General features: G+C 68.7%; 21 protein-coding genes. 13 read left to right on the forward strand and 8 right to left on the reverse strand.

Features of this window, described 5'->3' with window-relative positions:
* From R6V09_RS21055 to R6V09_RS21095, 9 genes are all read left to right on the forward strand, one after another.
* Positions 1 to 391: acyl-CoA dehydrogenase family protein (locus R6V09_RS21055; RefSeq protein WP_317882969.1), on the forward strand; the 391-nt coding region annotated here is incomplete at its 5' end.
* Positions 392 to 446: 55 nt separating this feature from the next.
* Positions 447 to 1,208 (forward strand): SDR family NAD(P)-dependent oxidoreductase, encoded by a 762-nt coding sequence (locus R6V09_RS21060; protein WP_317882970.1) that lies wholly within the window; start codon positions 447 to 449, stop codon positions 1,206 to 1,208.
* A gap of 56 nt (positions 1,209 to 1,264) precedes the next feature.
* On the forward strand, positions 1,265 to 2,401 hold the full coding sequence (locus R6V09_RS21065) for a thiamine pyrophosphate-dependent dehydrogenase E1 component subunit alpha (RefSeq protein ID WP_317882971.1): 1,137 nt from the start codon (positions 1,265 to 1,267) through the stop codon (positions 2,399 to 2,401).
* Positions 2,402 to 2,409: 8 nt separating this feature from the next.
* Entirely contained in the window at positions 2,410 to 3,366 is a 957-nt protein-coding gene (locus R6V09_RS21070) for an alpha-ketoacid dehydrogenase subunit beta (RefSeq protein WP_317882989.1), read from the forward strand.
* A 13-nt stretch (positions 3,367 to 3,379) separates the two neighbouring features.
* Entirely contained in the window at positions 3,380 to 4,735 is a 1,356-nt protein-coding gene (locus R6V09_RS21075; RefSeq protein ID WP_317882972.1) for a dihydrolipoamide acetyltransferase family protein, read from the forward strand.
* A 130-nt stretch (positions 4,736 to 4,865) separates the two neighbouring features.
* Positions 4,866 to 5,561 (forward strand): alpha/beta fold hydrolase, encoded by a 696-nt coding sequence (locus R6V09_RS21080; protein ID WP_317882973.1) that lies wholly within the window; start codon positions 4,866 to 4,868, stop codon positions 5,559 to 5,561.
* 64 nt (positions 5,562 to 5,625) lie between these two features.
* Entirely contained in the window at positions 5,626 to 6,210 is a 585-nt protein-coding gene (locus R6V09_RS21085; RefSeq protein WP_317882974.1) for a helix-turn-helix domain-containing protein, read from the forward strand.
* Between the two features lie 72 nt (positions 6,211 to 6,282).
* On the forward strand, positions 6,283 to 6,687 hold the full coding sequence (locus tag R6V09_RS21090) for a RidA family protein (protein ID WP_317882975.1): 405 nt from the start codon (positions 6,283 to 6,285) through the stop codon (positions 6,685 to 6,687).
* A 35-nt stretch (positions 6,688 to 6,722) separates the two neighbouring features.
* Positions 6,723 to 7,376 carry a TetR/AcrR family transcriptional regulator gene (locus tag R6V09_RS21095; RefSeq protein ID WP_317882976.1) on the forward strand — a complete coding sequence of 218 codons (654 nt, stop codon included), beginning with the start codon at positions 6,723 to 6,725 and terminating at the stop codon, positions 7,374 to 7,376.
* Positions 7,377 to 7,609: 233 nt separating this feature from the next.
* Here R6V09_RS21095 and R6V09_RS21100 read toward each other — a convergent pair whose 3' ends face one another.
* Together R6V09_RS21100 and R6V09_RS21105 are read right to left on the reverse strand one after the other, a co-directional pair.
* Entirely contained in the window at positions 7,610 to 9,793 is a 2,184-nt protein-coding gene (locus R6V09_RS21100; protein ID WP_317882977.1) for an MMPL family transporter, read from the reverse strand.
* A gap of 214 nt (positions 9,794 to 10,007) precedes the next feature.
* Positions 10,008 to 10,820: an SDR family NAD(P)-dependent oxidoreductase gene (locus R6V09_RS21105; RefSeq protein ID WP_317882978.1), complete on the reverse strand. Its 813-nt coding sequence runs from the start codon at positions 10,818 to 10,820 to the stop codon at positions 10,008 to 10,010.
* Between the two features lie 216 nt (positions 10,821 to 11,036).
* Between R6V09_RS21105 and R6V09_RS21110 the strand changes: the two genes are divergently transcribed.
* On the forward strand, positions 11,037 to 11,462 hold the full coding sequence (locus tag R6V09_RS21110; RefSeq protein ID WP_317882979.1) for a nuclear transport factor 2 family protein: 426 nt from the start codon (positions 11,037 to 11,039) through the stop codon (positions 11,460 to 11,462).
* Positions 11,463 to 11,465: 3 nt separating this feature from the next.
* Here R6V09_RS21110 and R6V09_RS21115 read toward each other — a convergent pair whose 3' ends face one another.
* Positions 11,466 to 12,170: a CmcI family methyltransferase gene (locus R6V09_RS21115; protein WP_317882980.1), complete on the reverse strand. Its 705-nt coding sequence runs from the start codon at positions 12,168 to 12,170 to the stop codon at positions 11,466 to 11,468.
* 259 nt (positions 12,171 to 12,429) lie between these two features.
* Here R6V09_RS21115 and R6V09_RS21120 point away from each other — a divergent pair, with 259 nt between their 5' ends.
* Positions 12,430 to 13,245 carry a S1 RNA-binding domain-containing protein gene (locus R6V09_RS21120; protein ID WP_317882981.1) on the forward strand — a complete coding sequence of 272 codons (816 nt, stop codon included), beginning with the start codon at positions 12,430 to 12,432 and terminating at the stop codon, positions 13,243 to 13,245.
* Positions 13,246 to 13,354: 109 nt separating this feature from the next.
* On the opposite strand, the gene R6V09_RS21125 is transcribed toward R6V09_RS21120, so the two are convergent.
* From R6V09_RS21125 to R6V09_RS21140, 4 genes are all read right to left on the reverse strand, one after another.
* Positions 13,355 to 14,410, reverse strand: coding sequence for a glycoside hydrolase family 5 protein (locus R6V09_RS21125; protein WP_317882982.1), 1,056 nt, complete (start codon positions 14,408 to 14,410; stop codon positions 13,355 to 13,357).
* A 312-nt stretch (positions 14,411 to 14,722) separates the two neighbouring features.
* Complete coding sequence (locus R6V09_RS21130) at positions 14,723 to 15,550, reverse strand: SAM-dependent methyltransferase (RefSeq protein ID WP_317882983.1); 828 nt, start codon at positions 15,548 to 15,550, stop codon at positions 14,723 to 14,725.
* 84 nt (positions 15,551 to 15,634) lie between these two features.
* Entirely contained in the window at positions 15,635 to 15,886 is a 252-nt protein-coding gene (locus R6V09_RS21135) for a DUF397 domain-containing protein (protein ID WP_317882984.1), read from the reverse strand.
* Positions 15,883 to 16,755 carry a helix-turn-helix domain-containing protein gene (locus R6V09_RS21140; RefSeq protein ID WP_317882985.1) on the reverse strand — a complete coding sequence of 291 codons (873 nt, stop codon included), beginning with the start codon at positions 16,753 to 16,755 and terminating at the stop codon, positions 15,883 to 15,885. The genes R6V09_RS21135 and R6V09_RS21140 overlap by 4 nt, the downstream gene beginning before the upstream one ends.
* 239 nt (positions 16,756 to 16,994) lie before the next feature.
* Between R6V09_RS21140 and R6V09_RS21145 the strand changes: the two genes are divergently transcribed.
* Positions 16,995 to 17,441: an ATP-binding protein gene (locus R6V09_RS21145; RefSeq protein WP_317882986.1), complete on the forward strand. Its 447-nt coding sequence runs from the start codon at positions 16,995 to 16,997 to the stop codon at positions 17,439 to 17,441.
* 39 nt (positions 17,442 to 17,480) lie between these two features.
* Here R6V09_RS21145 and R6V09_RS21150 read toward each other — a convergent pair whose 3' ends face one another.
* Positions 17,481 to 18,902 carry a PP2C family protein-serine/threonine phosphatase gene (locus R6V09_RS21150; protein ID WP_317882987.1) on the reverse strand — a complete coding sequence of 474 codons (1,422 nt, stop codon included), beginning with the start codon at positions 18,900 to 18,902 and terminating at the stop codon, positions 17,481 to 17,483.
* Positions 18,903 to 19,033: 131 nt separating this feature from the next.
* On the opposite strand from R6V09_RS21150, the gene R6V09_RS21155 reads away from it, so the two are divergent.
* A complete protein-coding gene (locus R6V09_RS21155) occupies positions 19,034 to 19,786 on the forward strand; it encodes an SAM-dependent methyltransferase (protein WP_442810098.1) in 753 nt (250 codons plus the stop codon).
* Positions 19,787 to 19,887 lie beyond the last annotated feature (101 nt).

Here is a 19,887-nt window from a genome sequence, read left to right on the forward strand (position 1 = left end):
CGGCATCGCGCAGGCGGCCCTCGACCACGCGGTCGACTACGCCCGCGAGCGCCGGACGTTCGGCCGCCGCATCATCGAGCACCAGGGCGTGGGCTTCCTGCTCGCCGACATGGCGGCGCGTACTGAGGCGGCCCGCGCCACCTACCTGGTCGCCGCCCGCCGCAAGGACGCGGGGCAGCCGTTCAGCAGGCAGGCCAGCATCGCGAAACTCATCGCGACGGACACGGCGATGGCCGTGACGACCGACGCCGTCCAGGTCCTCGGCGGTGCCGGATACGTCCGTGAGCACCCGGTGGAGCGCTATATGCGCGAGGCGAAGATCACCCAGATCTTCGAGGGCACCAACCAGATCCAGCGCATGGTCATCGGCCGCCATCTCGCCGGCTCCTGAACACGCCATGTTTCCCACGGACTTGAGAAGAACGAACCTGAGAAAGGCGGGCACCGTGGCACCACACGACGCTGTTGCCGTCATAGCGGGCGGCGGCTCCGGGCTGGGGCGGGCGACCGCGCACCGGCTGCACCGACAGGGCCGTACGGTCGTGCTGTTGGACCTCCCGGACAGTCAAGGCAAGGCCGCAGCCGCCGCGTTGGGGGAACGCGCCCACTTCGTCCCGGCCGATGTGACCGATCCGGACCGGGTCCGGCAGGCCTTCGCGGACGCGGCCGGGCACGGGCCGGTGCGCGCGGGCGTGAACTGCGCCGGGATCGCGACACCCGGCCGCATCCTGGGCAAGCGGGGAGCACTGCCCGCCGAGGACTTCCGGCGCGTGATCGAGATCAACCTGCTCGGCACCTTCCACGTACTCGCCGCCGCTGCCGCCGTCATGGCCGGCAACACCCCGGACAACGGCGACCGGGGCGTCATCGTCTGCACCGCGTCGATCGCCGCCTACGACGGGCAGATCGGCCAGGCCGCCTACGCGGCGAGCAAGGGCGGGGTGGTCTCCCTGACCCTGGCGGCGGCCCGGGATCTCGCCGACTCGGCCATCCGTGTCGTCACCGTCGCGCCGGGGCTGTTCGACACCCCGCTGCTGTCGGGACTCCCGGAGAAGGCACGGACACAACTGGGAGCGGCGGTGCCGCACCCGTCCCGGCTCGGCTCACCGGACGAATACGCCTCCCTGGTCAGCCACATCCTCGACAACCCGATGCTCAACGGTGAGGTCATCCGCCTCGACGGCGCCCTGCGCATGCCCCCGCGCTGAATTTCGACCCGACATCGCCCGCCGCCCGCCGTCCGTCGCCCGGAAAGAGACCACTCATGGCACCCACCGAACCCGCGCCGTCGGGGACACCACCCTTCGATCCACCCATACAACTCCTCGACGCGTCAGGGAACTTGAGCACGGACGACCGGCTGCCGCTCGACCTGGCGACCGTCGACCTTCCCGCCCTGCACCGCGACATGACGCTCACCCGCCGACTGGACACGGAGGCCATCGCTCTGCAGCGGCAGGGCGAACTGGGTCTGTGGCCCTCACTGCGCGGCCAGGAGGCCGCCCAGGTCGGCGCGGCGCACGCGCTGCGCCGCCAGGACATGGTCTTCCCCACCTACCGCGAGCACGGCGTGGCCTGGTGCCGTGGACTCGACCCGGTCGCACTGCTGGGCCTCTTCCGCGGCACCACACTGGGCGGCTGGGACCCCTACGCCCACCACTTCAACCTGTACACCCTGGTCATCGGGGCGCAGACCCTGCACGCGGTGGGCTACGCCATGGGCCTGCACCGGGACGACAGCACCGGCTACGGCGACCCCGACCGCGACACGGCCGTCCTGGCGTTCCTCGGGGACGGTGCGCTGAGCGAGGGCGAGACCAACGAGGCGTTCGTCTGGGCCGCCGCGCAGAACCTGCCGGTGGTCTTCTTCTGCCAGAACAACCAGTGGGCCATCTCCGCCCCCTACAGCGTGCAGAGCCGCATCCCCGCAGCCCAACGGGCGGCCGGCTACGGCTTTCCGGGCATCCGCGTCGACGGCAACGACGTACTGGCCTGTCTCGCCGCGACCCGCCAGGCGCTGCACCAGGCACGCTCGGGCGGCGGCCCGACGCTGATCGAGGCCGTCACCTACCGCGTCAACGCCCACACCACCGCCGACGACGCGACCCGCTACCGGCCCGCCGCCGAGACCGAGGACTGGGCGGCCCGGGACCCGCTGGAGCGACTGGGCGCCCATCTGCGGTCCACGGGCGCGGTGACCGACGACCACTTCACCGACCTCGAACAGCGCGAGCGAGACCTGGCCGAGCAACTGCGCGCCGGATGCCGCGAGTTGGCCGAGCCCGACCCGGCCTCCCCCTTCGAGCACACCTACGCGCAGATGCCCGCCGATCTGCGCCAACAGCTGCGCGAGCACCTGGAGTTCGTCTCCACCGGGCCGCAGGACGGAGAGCGGCAGTGAGCGTTTCCATGGTGAAAGCCCTCAACGACGGCCTGCGCCAAGCCCTGACCGACGACCCCAAGGTCCTGCTCATGGGTGAGGACATCGGCCGGCTCGGCGGTGTGTTCCGCGTGACGGACGGACTGCGGAAGGAGTTCGGCGACCAGCGCGTGGTCGACACCCCGCTGGGCGAGGCAGGCATCGTCGGAGCGGCGATCGGACTCGCGATGCGCGGCTACCGGCCGGTCTGCGAGCTCCAGTTCGACGGCTTCGTCTACCCGGCCGCGAACCAGATCATCACCCAGCTCGCCAAGCTCCGGCACCGCTCGGCGGGCCGCATCTCCCTGCCCGTGGTGATCCGCATCCCCTACGGCGGCGGCATCGGCTCGATCGAGCACCACTCGGAGTCGCCGGAGACGTACTTCGCCCACACGGCCGGCCTGAAAGTGGTCACCTGTTCCACCCCGCACGACGCGTTCCACATGATCCAACAGGCCGTGGCCGACGACGACCCCGTGGTCTTCCTCGAACCCAAGCGGCACTACTGGACCAAGGGAGAGATCGGCCCCGCCTCGCCCCAGCCCCTGGACCGGGCCGTGATCCGCCGCGAGGGCACGGACGTGACCCTCATCGCCTACGGCCCCACCGTGCCGGTCGCACTGGAGGCGGCCGAGGCCGCAGCGGAGGAGGGGCGCAGCGTGGAGGTCGTAGACCTGCGGAGTCTGTCTCCCTGGGACACCACGACCGTCCGCGCGTCCGTGCACCGCACCGGCCGGGCCGTCATGGTCCATGAGGCCGCCTCCTCCCACGGGTTCGGTGCCGAGGTCGCCGCACGGCTGCAGGACGAGGAGTTCCACTTCCTCGAAGCACCCGTCGTGCGGGTGACCGGATACGACACCCCCTACCCGCCCAGCCGCCTTGAGTCGGACTGGCTTCCCGGTGTCGACCGGATCCTCAACGCCATTGACCGCAGCCTGAGTTACTAGGAAGGGGCGCACCGTGACGAGCCCGCAGCAGTTCCTGCTCCCCGACGTCGGCGAAGGCCTGACGGAGGCGGAGATCCTCGCCTGGTCGGTCCGGCCCGGCGACACCGTCGAGGTCAACCAGATCATCGTCGAGGTGGAGACGGCCAAGGCCGCCGTAGAACTCCCCTCGCCCTACGCCGGTGTCGTCAGCGCCCTCCACGCGGAAGTGGGGGAGTCCCTGGCGGTCGGCAAGCCGCTCATCACGATCGACACCGGCCCACCGGGAGAAGCGGCGGACGGGCAACCGGACGGTGTGACGACGCGGCAGCCGGAGGCCGAGCCGGAACAGGCGGCGCTGCTGGTCGGATACGGCCCGCAGGGCGCGGGTGCCGGCCGTCGCAGAAGGCGCTCCGCCGCACCGCAGCACAGGACTTCGCCGCCTGAGGCCGGAGCCGAGGACCGAGCCAAGGCCGGAGTCGAGACCAGTCGTCCGGACCAGGTGGTCGCACGACCCGCGGCCAAACCGCCGGTCCGCAAACTCGCCAAGGATCTCGGGGTCGACCTCACCACTGTCGCCCCCACCGGCCCCGGGGGCACCATCACCCGCGAGGACGTGCGCGAGGCCGCCCGGCGCACGGTCCCGCAGACCATTCCCACCCCGGCCCCCGACACGGCGCGACCGGCCGAGACACGCATACCGATCCGCGGTGTACGCAAGCACACGGCCGCCGCCATGGTCGCCTCCGCCTTCACCGCACCGCACGTCACCGAATTCATCACCGTCGACGTCACCGCCACCATGCGGCTGCGTGAACTGGTCGCCGGGCGAAGGGAGTTCCGGGATCTGCGGGTCACCCCGCTGCTGTTCTTCGCCCGGGCCCTGGTGATCGCGCTGGCCAAGACCCCTGAGGCGAACTCCAGTTGGGACGAGGTGGCGCAGGAGATCGTCCTGAAGCACTACGTCAACCTCGGGGTGGCGGCGGCGACGGACCGCGGCCTGGTCGTGCCGAACATCAAGGGCGCGGACCGGATGTCGTTGCGCGAACTGGCCCAGGCGCTGGCGGACTTGACCGCGGCCGCCCGAGCCGGCCGCACCTCTCCGCAGGACATGGCGGGCGGCACCGTCACGCTCACCAATGTGGGGGTGTTCGGGGTGGACACGGGTACCCCGATCCTCAACCCGGGAGAGGCCGCCATTCTCGCCGTGGGCGCCGTCCGCCGTATGCCCTGGGTCGTCCGGGACGACAACGGGGACGAACGGATCGTGCCCCGGTGGGGCACCCAACTCGCGCTCTCCTTCGACCATCGGCTGATGGACGGCCGGCAGGGCTCCGAACTGCTGGCCGGTATCGCGGAGATCCTGCACGAACCGGGGCTGGCGCTGCTGTGACGTCGGTCGCGACGGTCGACCTAAGGGCCTGAGAGGTAATTTATTTTACCAAGGAGGTTGACTTGGTTGGGCTGGACCGTGACTCTGTGGGAAAGGCCGAGGGGCCTTGGAGTCTCAGGAGGAGCGGGCTATGGCGACGTTCGTACTCGTACACGGTTCATGGGGTGGTGGCTGGGTGTGGGACCGGTTGCGCCCCCTGCTGGAGAGCGCCGGCCATACGGTTCTCACCCCTACCCTGACCGGTCTCGCCGAGCGTCACGAGCTCTCCGCGCCGGACGTCGGCCTGGGCGTCCACTCGCGCGAGATCGCCGAACTCCTCGAATCCGAAGGGGTGCGGGACGCGATCCTGGTCGGGCACAGCTACGGCGGAATGGTGATCACGGGCGCTGCCGCGCTCGCCGCCGACCGGGTCGGACAGGTGGTCTACGCGGACGCCTTCGCCCCGGTGACCGGTGAGTCGGCGTTCGGGATGCTGCCCTGGCTGGAGTCGGCGTTCGCCGAAGCGCGGGGGCCGGCCGAGTGGGAGGTGGCGCCGCTCGACACCGGGGCGCTCGGTGCGGACGAGGAGGGGGCGGCATGGCTGTCGAGCAGGATGACACCGATGCCGCGGTTCACCCACGAGGAACCACTCGGGCCCGGCAGCGAAGAGGTTCTGGCAGCCAAGCCCGTCACCTATATCTACTGTGCCGATCAGGACTTCTTCACCGAGGTGGCCGCCGCGGCGGAGAAACGCGGGTTCCGGGTCGTCGCCCTGTCCGGCGTCACCCATGTCGGCCTGCTGACGCACCCGGACGGCTTCGCGCAGGAACTGCTGAAGCTCGCGTAAGGGCCCCGTCCGATGTACCTGGCAGGCGGGCTCATTTGCCTCACAGGCATGTTATCGTGCGGGAATGTCGATCGAGGACACTGATCTGTGGGTTGCCCAACGCCTCAAGGACATGCGAGGCGAGCGGGGCATCACCCTGACGACACTGGCCGAACAGACCGGCATTTCCTCGGCGCATCTCTCGCGCCTGGAGAAGGGCGTACGCAAGCCGTCCATCGGCAGCCTGCTGCAGATCGCCCGCGTCTACGGCGTATCCATCAGCGAACTGGTGCAGGAGCCCGACCAGGACGACTTCCATCTGGTGCGCGCCGACGAGGCGATGACGCGTGAGGGCCAGGACGGCCGCTACACCGTACTGAGCGGGCCTCGCGAGACGATGTCCGTCATCCGGGTCGAATTGGCGGCCGGTAAACACACCAAGACCGCGCGGCATGTCGGCGAGGAATGGCTGCATGTCGTGTCGGGGGCGATCACTCTCGATATCTCGGGGGTATCGCTGCAGCTCAATTCCGGGGATTCGGTGCATTTCGACTCGTCGAAGGAGCATCGTCTCACCAGCAATGACGATGCCGACGCCACCGTGCTGATCGCGTCGACGGCGGCGACCGTTCCGATGCGACACCCCATCCCGGCGTCACGCCGCAGTTAGGCGAACACCCGCTGCGTACTGCGCGGGAATGACGGAAACACCCATTCTCCTGGCAAGAGGGAAGGCCTCGCCATGTCTTCGATCATCGCGCTGAATCCCGCTGAACTGCCGCCCCTGACCGGTGTGATCTCCCACGGCCTGGCGGTCCCCGACCTGGGTCTCCTCTACACGTCCGGACAGGTCGCGTGGGACGCCGAAGGGAAACTCGTCGGCCGAGGCGACCTGGCCGCGCAGTTCACCAAGGCCTACGAGAACATCGACGTGGTGCTGGCTGCCGGGGGTTCGAGCCGTAGCAAAATCGTCAAGGAGACTATTCACCTCGTGGGGTACGACCCTGATCACGCCGACGCATTGATCGCCCTCATCGCCGGCTGCCGAGAGGCGGGACAGACGCCGCCCGCGAGCACGTGCGTGGGCGTGGAGACGCTCTTCGCGGAGGGCTATCTGGTCGAGATCGAGGTGGTCGCGACCCTGTGACCGACCGGCGCCGGCCGCCCGGGTAGCATTGATCAGTGACCAAGACGCCAGGCGCTGCCCGAACCAAGGTCGGTATCACGCTCGACCGTGTCGTCCAGGCCGCATTCGATGTCCTGCAAAGAGACGGCATCACCAAACTGTCCGCGAGGGCGGTGGCAGCCGAACTCGGCGTCAGAATGAACACGGTCATGTGGCACATCCGGACCAAGGACCGGCTGCTCGGCCTGATGGCGGAGTCCGTCATGGGCGAGGTCGACCTGGAAGACCTGCACGGAGACTGGCGCGAGCAAGTGGCCGAACTGCTCCGGCGGCTGCGGCAGGCAATGCTCGGCCACCGGGACGGCGCCCTGCTCGTCGCCGGAACATTTCCCGTCGAGCCGAACACGCTGGCCTTCTCCGAACGACTGGTGACCGTCCTCTTCGAGGGATGCCCGACCCGTAAGTCGGCCGCGTGGACGTCCTGGAGCCTTTTCTATTTCACCCTCGGCCTCGTCCAGGAGGAGCAGGCGACACCGGCCGCGTTCCACGACCGGCTGCGGGAATCGGTGAACGAGCAGCACTTCCCCGGCCTCCATTCGGTGCTGGAGGACTACATCTCGATCGACTACGGCGAGCGCTTCGCCTTCGGCATCGAGCAGATCCTTCAGTCGGCCCCGACGACCAGACCCAGGCCCGGTTCCGGGAGTTGAGGGTGTGTGCTCCGGTCCGGCTCCATCGACGGACCCCGAGTGCCCTGACACCGGAACCGCGTCCGGCGCTCCGTCGCCGTCGGCCTCGGATGCCGTACCGATCAGCTGACGGTCGATGGCCGGTGGGCATGATGGTCGGTGAACTCGGCGTCGGTGTGCGGGAGTTGCACGGCGCCGGCACCCGAAGCCTGTCCGCCGGTTGTCGGGGCGGCGGACAGGCCCTGGGGTCGTGACTAGCCGCGTCGGCCTGCCGGATCGTGGGCGACCGAGTCCTGGTCCGCACTGCCGGAGACGCCGGAATCGGTGCCCGGAGCGGGCGTTGTCTCCCGGGCGCGGTCGGCATGGCCGGGCCACCAGGCCGCGTGACCGATCAGGGCGGTGAGGCTGGGCGTGAAGAACATGGCCATCACGAACGCGGCGACGGCGATGCCGAAGGAGACGGCGAAACCCATCTCGGTGAGCAGCGCGTTGCCGGCCAGCATCATCGTGGCGAAGGTCGCCGCGAGGATGAAACCGGCCGCCGCCACGGTCGGCCCCGCATGCCGCAAGGCCATACCCGCCGCCTCGCGCGGATCGCGACCCTCACGGGCCTCCTCGCGCAGCCGGGCGATCATCAGGATGTTGTAGTCGGTGCCGATGGCGACCACGAAGAGATACATGATCACCGGGAGCATGAACATCAGACCTGGGTGCCCCTGAGCGTCCTGGAAGATCCAGACGGTGGCGCCGAGTGTGGCGCCGAAGCCGAGACCCACCGACGCCATGAGGTACAAGGGCGCTACGACACTGCGCAGCACCAGTCCCAGGATCAGCATGATCAGCAGGGCGGCGACGGGGAAGACGGTCCGGTAGTCGTGATTGACCGCGGCGTTGATGTCCTTGTAGATCGAGGACATGCCGCCGACCAGGGCCTCGGTGCCGTCGGGAGCGGCGGAGTGCGCGACCTCGCGCACCCTACCCACGGCGTCGATCGCCTTCTCCGTCGAAGCCTCGTACTTCAGCGTCACGGTGAAGTCCGCCGTGGTCCCGCCCTTGTTGACCTGGCTCATCCGGGCGCTCGCGACACCGTCCACGGCCCCGAGCTTCTCGGCGTAGGCGGCGAAGGTGCTCCGGTCGAGCGGCCGGCCGTCGGCGCTGGAGAGGTAGACGTCGGTGGGCGCGGCGGCACCCGCCGAGTACGCCTTCTGCATCTCGTCCTGGACGACCATCGACTCCTTGGTCTTGGGCATGGAACCCGAGGCCAGGTCGAAGGTGGCCTTGTAACCGAGGGTGCCGAGCGACAGGGCGACCAGAACCAGGCCGGAGAGCGCGGCGGTCAGCGCGGGACGGCGCCGGACACCGCGGCCGAGGGCGGCGAAACGGGCGTTCTCCGGCTCCCGCTGCCACGACTTGGAAGGCCAGAAGACCTTCGGCCCGATCAGCGACACCACGGCCGGGATCAGGGTCAGGCCCGCGATCAGGGTGACGCTGACCGCGATGGCCAGTGCCGGACCCATCTGCTTGAGGAAGCCCAGCGTGGACAGCACCAGCGCGAGGAAGGCGATGATGACCGCGCCCGCCGCCGACGCGATGGCCTCGCCGACCCGGGCGACCGCGTTGATCATGGCCTGCTTCGGCTCGTCACCTGCCCGCAGCCGTTCTCGGTAACGGAACATCAGGAACAGGAAGTAGTCCGTACCCACACCGAACAGCACGACGATCAGGATCGACGAGACGGAACTGTTGGCCTGCAGGCCGAACAGCTTGGTGGCGTACGCGATCAGCCCGTTGGCGATGGCCGCCACCACACCGATCAGAAGCAGGGGCAGGAAGGCGAGGATCGGCGCCCGGAAGATGATCAGGAGCGTCACCAGGATGATGACGAAGGTCCCGATACCGATGAGTGCCTCGCCGCGCTTGGAGGAGTCCTGCTGATCCAGGGCCTGCGCGGCGGAACCGCCGAGCTTCACCTCCAGGTCCGTGCCCTTGACCAGTTGTTTCACGTCCGTGCGCAACACCTTCGCGGCATCAGCCTGAACGGGCTGGCCGGCGTTCTTGCTGTCCATCTGGACCAGGGACATGGTGTACCGGCCGTCCTTGGACGGCTGGCCGGGGACCACTTTCTGCACCTGGTCGATGTGCTTCTCGCCCAGTTCGGTGGTGATCCGGGCGACGTCCTTCTTGTCGGCGGCGGTGAGTCTGCCGCCGTCGGTGCGCTGGTACAGCGCGATGGCGGACGGGGTGAAGGCGCTGGGGAACGCCTTCACCTGCAGATCCGCCGCTTTGATGGACTCGTAACTCTTGGGCAGGAAACTGCTCTCGTCACTGTTGGAGGGCAGGCCTGGAGCGGTGGCGACAATCGCCACCGCCGCGATCAGCCACGCGACGATCGTCCAGACGGGATGTCGGACGACCGTATTGCCAATACGTCGGAACATGCGGGAGGTCCTCCTGGGGCAGGAAGATCACCGCAGCCCGGGGAGCGGACCCCGGCATCGGCGACCCCGACCGGCCCTCACCCGTTGGCCGGTCGAATGGTTGTCTGTCTTCTTGTCATATCGGTCACGCGTGAAGATTCATAACACACGCATGGTCGCGACCGCGGGTGAGTTTTGGGGGTGGAAGTGAGCGACGTCGTGCCCCTGTTGCGTCCTAGGCTCCGAACGCGATCTTCGAGACGTCGTCCCACTTGTGCCATTCGTCCAGCCGCGCCCGGTACTCCTTGGTGACCATTTCCAGGGGCCCCTCACCGAAGAAGATCCGCAGCGGCGGCTGCTCCGCGTCGACCACGGTGAGGATCGCCGCTCGCGTCGCGCTCGGATCGCCGCGCCGCGCGGAAATCCGCGTCATGGCCGCGCGGAAGTCGTCGTAGGCCGGCAGATGTTCCGCCTGCACCGCGGAGGGCCCGGCCCATCCGGTGGCGTATCCGGCCGGTTCGACCAGGGTGACCTTGATGCCGAAGTCCTTCACCTCGGCGGTGAGGCTCGCGGTGAAGCCCTCCAGGGCGAACTTGGACGCGTGGTAGATGCCGAGTCCGGGCAGCGAAACGACGCCGCCGATGGACGACACCTGGATGATGTGGCCGGACCCGCGGGCGCGCAGGTGCGGCAGCACCGCCTGGGTGACCCAGAGCGCGCCGAACAGATTGACGTCGATCTGCTCGCGGGCCTGCTGCTCGGTCACCTCCTCGGTCATGCCGAACAGGCCGTAGCCCGCGTTGTTGATGACCACGTCAAGAGCACCGAACTCGTCGATCGTCTCCTGCACGGCCTCGAACGCGTTCCTGCGGTCGGCGGGGTCGAGCCGCAGCGGCAGCACCGCGTCTCCGTACTTGGCGACCAGGTCGTCGAAGGCGGACGTCGAGCGGCTGGTCACGGCGACCTGGTCGCCCCGTTCGAGCGCGGCTTGTGCCCACTCCCGGCCGAACCCCTTCGACGCTCCGGTGATGAACCACGTCTTCGGCATGATCTTCCTCCTCGGGTGAGTCCCGGTCTTGTTCGCTGACCAACAAGGCCAGTGAACTTGGTCAGTGACCAAGATGTCAAGCCGTGGCGATGCGCCCCTTGTGCGGCGACCAAGGGGCGCGTTACGGTTCTTGTGCGGCGACCAAGATGATCGTCGGCCCTGCCCTGCGGCAGGAGTCGGAATTGTTTCCGGGCACGAAAGGATCACTCTGCGGCCATGGGTACGACTGAGCGCTATCGGGATTTCTTCCACGGGATGTACACGTGGATCTCAGGTCTGTGTGACATCGAGAAAGGCGGCGCCCTCGACGAGATTCACCGCTACTGGGCGGATGACGGGCGAATCGTCACCTTCGGTCGGGTCAAGGCGGCTGGAATCGAGGCGCTGCGGAAGCACTTCCAGGTCTTTCCCGAGCTGTACGAGAAGGTGGAGGTCCGTGAGCCGTACTACACGTACCTGGAATCGGGAGACAGAGTCGTCATCGAGCACGACATCCTGATCCGTACGCGAAGCGACGATCACGCCGTCATCGCCGGGGCGGCCGGTCGGGAGGAATTCCGGGTGACGTCGATCTTCTCCATCCTCGACGGCAGGATCACGGAAATGCGAGAGGTCGCCGCCGTCAAGGCTGGAGAGGACTGACCGTCAGTCAGAGGTTGTCACCGCTTTGCGGCGCAACCACATATTGCGGCAGGAAATCCCATATCTGTTCAGGTCCGGCCTGTCCTGGAAGAACTGCCCCTGATCGCCGGCCAGCCAGTCGCGCACCGCCGACACGACCCCGCCGGTCTCACCAGGGGGCTTGATGTGCACGCACAGTTCCGGAGAGTCTATGAGACCGTCCTCGACCACGAAGAAGCCGTCGTCGGGGACGAACCGGGAGTAGTGCCGCAGTGCCGCGTGCGTGGTCTCGTAGGCGTGCCGGGTGTCCTCCACCACGAGACAGCGTGCGCCCTGCGGAATGTGCTCGGCGACTTCGAAACTGGTGCCCTCGTCGAGGATGTCTGCTTCAAGCAGGGTGATGTGCTCGGCGTAACGGCTGTCGGCCGCGGCCAGGACGTCATGCGTGTTCTTCTGGGAGAGATCGACGGAGATCACGCGGATGTCCTGGGGAATCAGACCGTAGGCGGCCATGGTCCGCAGTCGATCCCGGAACCACAGCGCCGAGCCTCCTGAATGGGTGCCGAGTTCCACGACGACCTGCGCCCGGGAAAGCCACAGCAGATGCTCGAACATCCGCAGGTCCTCGGGGAATTTCATGAGACGGACGCCGGCGTACGAATCATGCACATGCTGGCCCACGCGATCCTGCCAGTAGGTCAGCAGGCTCCCCTCGGCGGGGGCCTCCACTCCGGGTGGCAGTAATTCGGGGTCGTCGACGTGGGGCGGAAGTACGACTGACTCCTGGTCGGTCATTTCTTTTCCCGTCTGTGGTTCCGCGCGAAGAGCAGGCGGGATGCGTTCCGGCTGCCGCTCGGTAAGTGGAGAACCTACCACCGCTTAGTGTCGACGGACGGGGTTTCTCGTGGATGATCTGAGCCTCACAGGCAAGGTTTGTTGCCCATGAGGTGTTGATCCCGACAGGGCTCCCCATGAAAGGCTGAACGGCATGGGGGCAGCGGCGGACGATCGGGCGGCCAGGGAATTCCTGGCAGGGATACACGTGGGGGACATCTGCGGCGGGACCGTCGTAGATGTCACGCGGTCTCAGGGGGTGGTGGTCACCCTGGACGGGTTCTCCGCACGCGCACTGGGCACCGTCCGGCAGGCAGACGTCTCCTGGCGCTGGAAGACGGCTGTGGCCGCGGAGGTCGGCCGGCGGATCACCGCTGAGGTGGTGGCCGTAGAGCTGGACGAGAGCCGGGTGCGGCTGGCGATGACCGCTACGGAGAACCCGGAACTCTGGGCGTTTCTGACCTCACGTCGACCCGGCGAGATTCTTTCCGGGACGGTCGCCGCGATCGAGCGGTTCGGTGTGTTCGTGTCGCTGGACGACGGCCCTGACCATCCGGTCTTCCCCGGCGTCGGGTTCATCACGATCCCCGAACTGTCATGGCGGCACATCGAAGCGGCTTCGGACGTCGTTCGGGTCGGACAGCATGTCGCGTGCGAGTTCCTCCAGTTCGACGACTGGAACGGAGAGGCACGGCTGTCCTTGCGGGCGATGCGGCCGGACCCCTTCGCGGTGTTCGCCGAAGGGGTCGCGGTGGGCCGGACACTGCACGGACAGGTCACCAAGGTGGTCCCGTTCGGCGTCTTCGTCCAGGTCGCCGACGGCATCGAGGGACTGGTCCATCTACGGGAGTTGACCGAGATGCCCGTGGAGACGGCGCAGGGCATCCTTCAAGTGGGCGACGAGCTCACGGTCGTCGTCACCGAAATCGACCTGGAACGGCGCAGGTTGGCGCTGTCTCCAGCACGCTGACCATGAACTCCCTTACCCCGCCGAGCCGTTCACCATGAGCCGGGTGCCGCGATCCGTCCCCGCCCGCCATCTCACGGGCACGACCGGGCCACCTGCCTCGGTCGCGGCGTCAGGACTTGACCGGCCGCCCCCGCCCCCACGCCCAGGCAAGGCGGTCCGCGCCGGACTGGTTGGTCGTGGCAAGCCAGGGGCGGGCCGCGTCGCCGATGAGCTTCTGGATCGAGTACGTGTCGTCGGTGCGCAGACCGGGCCAGTAGACGGAACCCATGCCGAGTTCGCGGAAGACGTCGGTGTCGGCCTGGATGAAGTTGACCGAATTGTCGTCGGGCGTCGGCACGTTGTAGTTCAGGCCCGTGGTCATCGGGGCGCCGAACTCGTCGGCCACGGTCCGGTTCGCGCAGTCACCGAGGCGCTCCTTGAGGTCGCTCGCCCACTGGTCGTAGGTGGCGTAGCTCTTCCAGAACCCGTAGTGGTGCAGCGAGAGATACGTGCCCTTCAGGCGCGGGTCGGCACAGACCGTGGTGACGTGGTCGTTGTAGCCGGCGCCGCTGACGAAGACCCGGTTGCGCGGCACCGAGGAGTAGGTGTCCAGCCACTTGGCGGCGAGGTCGACCCACTCGGCGTCGGTGTAGCCGTGGGGCTCGTTCATCGGCTCGAAGTAGACGCGCTGGTTGTGCTGGTAGGCCTTGACCACGGTGTTCCACATGGGCCAGTACGTGGCGGGATCGTCGATGAAGCCGTCCTTGTTGGCGCCCGTGCCCTCCCAGTACGAGACGATGACCTTGAAGCCCTGTGCCGTCGCAGCGTCGATGACACCGCGGTACGACTTCCAGTAACTGCCGTTCACCGTGTACGGGTTGATGGGCAGCCGCACCGTGTTGGCGCCGAGATTGGCGCGGAACGCCGCGATGACGCGGGTCGCCTTGGTGTACGTCTGGGCGTAGGTGTCGGTGAGCGACAGGCCGGACAGGACGACCGGGTCGTCGGCGTAATTGTCGCGCGGGTCGGCCCAGTTGACGCCCTTGAACTGGGACGTGTTCGTGCTCGGCGCGGCGGAGGCGGGGCTGCCGGCCAGCGTGGTGCCGGTGACCGCGGCGATCGCGACGGCCACGAAGGTGGCCCGCAGACGAGGGGTGACGCGGTTTCTGGCGGGGATGGTGCGCATCGACTTGCCCTTTCAGGAATGGCGACTCGGCGCATGGCGGGGCCTGCGCGCGGCTGAGCGGCCGTCGGAACAGATGCCGGGCGGGACGGGTGGGATCGGCTCGCCGTCCTGGTGCCCGGTGGGCTCGGTGTGGGGATCGGGGTGATGTTTACGTAAACATTTCGGCGCCGGAATCGTGGCATCCGGCATCGTGCGCGTCAAGGTTTCCAGCACGTGACGTCGCGGGTGCCCTGCGGCCGGTCTCCGGCTCCGCAGCCCCCGCACATGACTACGGGCCCCGGGGCAACTGCCCAGGGGCCCGCGGAAGATGGGTTACGGCTTGATGCCCACCCCGGTCCACAGGCTGACCTCGGCGTCCGTGGGCGGCTCCGCCGTGACGGACTCCTCGTCGGCGGCGTCGGGGCGCCAGCGGTGGCCGACCGCGATGCCGGGTTCGAGCAGGTCGAGCCCGGTGAAGAAGCGGGAGACGTCCTTCTGGGAGCGGAACTGCACCGGTGTCCCGGCGTTGGTGTAGATCGAGGTCACCTTCTCCCAGGTGGCGGGGTCGAAGTCGGGCGTGCAGTGGCTGATGGCCAGGGCGCTGCCCGACGGGAGAACCGACAGCAGGCGGGCCACGAGCCCGTACGGGTCCTGGGCGTCGGTCACGAAGTGCAGGAGCGCGTTGAGGGAGAGCGCGACCGGCTGGTCGAGGTCCAGTACCTCGGCCAGCTCCGGGGCGTTGAGGAGCGTCTCGGGGTCGTTGACGTCCGCCTGCACATAGGTGGTGCGACCCTGCCGGGTGCTGCGCATCAGCCGCTCGGCGTACTTGAGGACCAGGGGGTCGTTGTCGGCGTAGACCACGTGGGCCTCGGGGACCACGGACTGGGCGACCTGGTGCAGGTTCGGCTCGGTGGGGATGCCGGTGCCGATGTCGAGCCACTGCCGGATGCCGTGCTCCCTGGCCAGGACACGGGTGGCCCGGTGCATGAACGCGCGGTTCTCGCGGGCGCAGACGAAGATGGCCGGGTAGGCCGCCGCGACCGTCTCGGCCGCCTGCTTGTCGACCTCGAAGTGGTCCTTGCCGCCCAGGTAGTAGTCGTACATGCGGGCGGAGTGCGGCCTGCTGGTGTCGATGTCCCGCGCGGCGTGGGGGTTGGTCATGCTGTCCCTCTCAAGTGGTGTGCATCGGCGTCTCGGGCAGGTCGCAGCCGGGCCGGCTCCAGTTCCTCACGCCCGTGGTCTGGTTCAGCCGGCCATCAGATGGTCGGCCAGGCCGCGCTTGACTCCGTCGACGAACGCGGCCATCTCCTGCGGCGTGTAGATCAGCGCGGGTCCTGCGGGGTCGGTCGACTGGCGCAACGCGACACGGCCGTCGGCGAGTTGCTTGGTCTCCACGCACTGACCGCCGTTGGGACCGCTCCAGGGGCATTCCCAGCCCTGCTCGCCGAGGTTCGACGCGGGCATCCCGTTGTAGACCGTGTTGTCGGTGGTGGTCATGAGTACTCCTTGCGCATGCGGTTCAAGAGCGCCTTGCTGTCCGCGGACGAGGTCAGCAGCGACATCCTGTTGTGCGCCTCCAGATGGGCCGCGACGTCTGATCGCTGGTCCAGATACATGGAGGCGGAGAGGATCTCGCTGTAGACGACGTCGGGCAGCTCCGGTTCCTCGAACCGGAAATAGGTGAAGGGTGCGCACGCCCCCACGTGGGCACCCGCCGAGAACGGGACGATGTCAACACTGACGTGGTCCAGTTCCGAGACCTCCAGGAGCCGGTCTATCTGGTCCCGCATGACCGCGGGGCCACCCACCACCCGGTGGAGCACGGCTTCTTCCAGCACCGCCCACAGCGTGGGCGAGTCCGGCCTCTCCAGCAGACTCTGGCGGCGCAGACGTAACTGCACCCGCCGTTCGAGGTCTTCGTCGTTGTCGTTCGGGAAGCCGCCGCTCAGTACGGCACGCGCGTAGTCGTACGTCTGGAGCAGTCCCGTGACGTAGTGGGGTTCATAGGTACGCAGGGTCTTGGCGCCGGTCTCCAGGCTCACATAGGCGGTGAACCAGCCGGGCAGCACATCACGGTAGTCGTGCCACCAGCCGGGCCGGTTGGCGCGCTCGGCGAGGGTGACGAACTCCTCGATCTCCTGGCGGTCGGCGCCGTAGGTCTCCAGCAGCTTCTCGACGTAGAGCGGCTTGAGGCCGACCTCGGCCTTCTCCAGGCGGCGGATGGTCAGGGACGTCACCCGCAGGGCCCTGGCCGCGTCCTCCAGGGACACGCCCGCGTTCTGCCGCCGGTCCTGCAGCCGTCGGCCGAGGATCATGCGCAGAACCGTGGGTGCGCCGGTGCCGCCACCCGAACGAGCTTCGCTCACGCCCAACCTCCTGAGGGACTGTCACCGGCGCCAGTCTGACAGCGACTTGCTGATGCCGCCAGACAGAAATCGCCGTTCTGTAATTATCAGGGAGCCGGTTGCAGCTTGAACTGACCTATGGGCATAGTTACTTGTGTCAGTGATCTAGGCCTCCCGCCGGAACCCCCTACTCCGGCGCGCCTGTTGCCGATGACCTGCGTCTCCCGCCTGCGTCCGCCCCCGATGGAAGGCGAACCACCGTGTCCCCCCACACGACTCCCTCCCCGCAGCTTTTAGACGTCGCCAGCCCCGACCTGGCGCACTGGCTGGAACTTCCGGCGCACCGCTCCGGCGTCCGGGTCGCCCGCCACGCCATGGGCGCGCAACTGGCCAAGTGGGGCCTGCCCGAGAGCGTGCGTGACGACGCGGTGCTGCTCGTCTCCGAGTTGGCCACCAACGGCGTGTGTCACACCCCCAGTTCGCGGCTCCTGTGCGGGGTCGGGATCGTCGACGACCGCTGTCTGCGCATCGAGGTGCACGACCACGACTACACCGGCGGCGGCCTCTCCCGCTGCGATCCGTGTGTCGACGACGAGAGCGGGCGCGGGCTGCTCATCGTGCAGGCGCTCGCGGAAACCTGGGGAGTCGACCGGTCGGCGCTCACCGGCGGCAAGGCCGTGTGGGCCATGCTGCCGACAGGGCGCTGAGTCCGGGCGATGGAGGGGGCGAGGACGTCCGCGGCCTGTTCAGGTGGTCGCGGGCGTCAACTCGGCCAGCAACAGCGTGCGGTCGTCGGCTCCCGGCGCCTGGCCGGGGGAGCGGAGCAGCCGCTCGCACAGCGCGGGGAACGCGTCCGGGCAGTCGGCCGGCACGGTTTCGGCGGCGGCCGTGTCGAGGGCCGCGGCCAGCCGGGCGATCTCCTGGTCGATGTCGGTGTGCCGGGACTCCACCAGTCCGTCGCTGTAGAGCAGGAGCAGGGACGGTTCGGAGACGGTCAGCACCGTGGCCTCGTAGTTGCCGGTGCCGAGTCCCAGCGGCAGTCCCGCGCTGGCGAGGGTGACGGGTGCGGCCGGTCCCTCGGGTCCGCGCAGCAGTGGGGGAGGGTGCCCGGCGCCGACCAGGGTGCAGGTGTGCGATCCCGCGTCCCACTCGGCGTATATGCAGGTGGCGAAGGACGCGCCCGGGGTGTCGTAGGCCAACTCGTCGAGGCGGCGCATGAGTTCGGCCGGTTCCATGTCGAGTCGGGCCAAAGTGCGTACGGCCGTGCGCAGTTGGATCATGGCGACGGCGGAGTCGGGGCCGTGGCCCATCGCGTCGCCGACGACCAGACCGACCCGGCCGCCGGGGCGCGGCAGTACGTCGAACCAGTCGCCGCCGATGATGTTGCCCTGGCCGGCGGGGAGATAGCCGTGGGCAATGCGGCAGCCGGGGAACTCCTGGGCCGGGTCGGGGAGCAGGCTGTTGCGGATGGCCAGCGCGGTGCGGCGTTCGCGTTCGTAGCGGCGCGCGTTGTCCAGGGCCACACCGGCCCGGGCCGCCAGCGACTCCACGGCCACGGCCTCGCCTGGCAGGAACGGTCCCCGCTCCGGGCCGCGGGTGCAGGCGATGAACCCGACGGTGGCGCCGCGGAGTTGGAGCGGAACCACGAGGAAGGACGCGGTCCGCAGCAGATCGTCCACGCGCTGCGGGTCCCCGCCCGCGGAGGCCAGCAGCCGCTGCGAGGTGTGCGTGTCCACCCCGTCGAGCATCTGGGTGTGCCCGGTGGCGAGGGCGCGCGCGTACGGGGTCTCGCGCGGGAAGACGATCACCTCACCGACCGGCAGCACTCCCTCCCAGGTCTCGTGCGCCTCCGTGCCCACCCGCACCGCCAGCCGGCGCGCCTCGATCTGGGCCGGATCCACGGCGGGGGTGGCGTTCTCCTCAAGCACCCACCGCTCCAGCAGATACACCGAGGCCGCGTCGCAGAACCCGGGTGTCAGCGCGTGCACCACATGGGTGCCGGTCAGCCGCAGATCGAGCTCCGAGCCGATCACGTCCGCGGCGGGGGCGAAGGACTGCCTGCGGCGTGGGGGCCCGGCAGGGGGTGCGTCACCGTAGTGACTGCGCGGTTGTTCGTTCCGCAGGGTCGTGCCTTTCCGGGTGGGGACCGGCCGCGTGGCGTGGGGCATGCGGTCTGCCGTGCGTTCGACGGCAATCATATGATGACTCGTCAAGGATCTTCGGGCGAAGAGGAGTTGCAGTGCCGGGTAGTGGAGGTCTGCCGCAGGGGATCGATCCGGACAAGGCGAGCGTCGCCCGGATGTACGACGCGATGCTGGGCGGCGAACACAATTTCGCCATAGACCGTGAGGCGTTGGCGGCGTTCACGGCGATCGACCCCCAGGTGCGCACCCTGGCCCGGGCCAACCGCGACTTCCTCGGCCGGGCCGTGCGCTTCCTGGTCGCCTCCGGGGTACGGCAGTTCATCGACCTCGGCTCGGGCATCCCCACCCAGGGCAACGTCCACGAGGTCGCGCAGGCGGCCGGCCCCGGCGCCCGCGTGGTCTACGTCGACAACGACCCGGTGGCCGTCGCGCACAGCGCCTCCCTCCTCGCCGACAACCCGGACGCGGACATCGTGGACGGCGACATCCGGCGGCCCGCCGAGGTCCTGTCCGCCCCGCAGGTAAGGAAGTTGATCGACTTCGAGCAGCCGGTCGCCGTCCTGATGATCACGATCCTGCACTTCATCACGCCGGCCGAGGACCCGGCCGGCATCGTCGGCGCGTTCCGTGACGCGCTGCCCGACGGCAGTTGGCTGGCGCTGAGCCACGCGACCAACCAGGACCGCCCGGACACCGCCGCGGCCGTGGGCCAGTTGTACCGCTCCAAGGCCACCTCGCCCGTCACCGCCCGTTCCCACGACGAGATCCTCGGCCTGTTCGACGGCTTCGACCTCGTCGAACCCGGTCTGACCTACGTCCCCCTGTGGCGCCCGGACTCCGAGGACGAGATCCCGGAGAACCCGTCGGAGTACTGGGTCTACGCGGGCGTCGGCCGCAAGGGCGAGTGAGCGGGGGCCGCTCACTGACGCACCGTCAGCGGCAGTGCCATGGGCCGGAGTCGGGGCGCGCTCGCAGCGAGGGTGCCTCGTCCCGACCGCTTCGCCGGCCG

The organism is Streptomyces sp. W16 (assembly GCF_033194735.1).
In the GTDB taxonomy this organism is placed as follows: Bacteria; Actinomycetota; Actinomycetes; order Streptomycetales; family Streptomycetaceae; genus Streptomyces.

Excerpts from the sequence above, each read along its gene's own strand:
- R6V09_RS21110 (WP_317882979.1), top strand. The coding sequence starts at position 11,037 with ATGGGTACGACTGAGCGCTATCGGGATTTCTTCCACGGGATGTACACG.
- R6V09_RS21130 (WP_317882983.1), bottom strand. The coding sequence starts at position 15,550 with ATGACCAACCCCCACGCCGCGCGGGACATCGACACCAGCAGGCCGCAC.
- R6V09_RS21100 (WP_317882977.1), bottom strand. The coding sequence starts at position 9,793 with ATGTTCCGACGTATTGGCAATACGGTCGTCCGACATCCCGTCTGGACG.
- R6V09_RS21085 (WP_317882974.1), top strand. The coding sequence starts at position 5,626 with ATGTCGATCGAGGACACTGATCTGTGGGTTGCCCAACGCCTCAAGGAC.
- R6V09_RS21120 (WP_317882981.1), top strand. The coding sequence starts at position 12,430 with ATGGGGGCAGCGGCGGACGATCGGGCGGCCAGGGAATTCCTGGCAGGG.
- R6V09_RS21135 (WP_317882984.1), bottom strand. The coding sequence starts at position 15,886 with ATGACCACCACCGACAACACGGTCTACAACGGGATGCCCGCGTCGAAC.
- R6V09_RS21150 (WP_317882987.1), bottom strand. The coding sequence starts at position 18,902 with ATGCCCCACGCCACGCGGCCGGTCCCCACCCGGAAAGGCACGACCCTG.
- R6V09_RS21155 (WP_442810098.1), top strand. The coding sequence starts at position 19,034 with ATGTACGACGCGATGCTGGGCGGCGAACACAATTTCGCCATAGACCGT.
- R6V09_RS21065 (WP_317882971.1), top strand. The coding sequence starts at position 1,265 with ATGGCACCCACCGAACCCGCGCCGTCGGGGACACCACCCTTCGATCCA.
- R6V09_RS21090 (WP_317882975.1), top strand. The coding sequence starts at position 6,283 with ATGTCTTCGATCATCGCGCTGAATCCCGCTGAACTGCCGCCCCTGACC.
- R6V09_RS21070 (WP_317882989.1), top strand. The coding sequence starts at position 2,410 with ATGGTGAAAGCCCTCAACGACGGCCTGCGCCAAGCCCTGACCGACGAC.
- R6V09_RS21105 (WP_317882978.1), bottom strand. The coding sequence starts at position 10,820 with ATGCCGAAGACGTGGTTCATCACCGGAGCGTCGAAGGGGTTCGGCCGG.
- R6V09_RS21125 (WP_317882982.1), bottom strand. The coding sequence starts at position 14,410 with ATGCGCACCATCCCCGCCAGAAACCGCGTCACCCCTCGTCTGCGGGCC.
- R6V09_RS21080 (WP_317882973.1), top strand. The coding sequence starts at position 4,866 with ATGGCGACGTTCGTACTCGTACACGGTTCATGGGGTGGTGGCTGGGTG.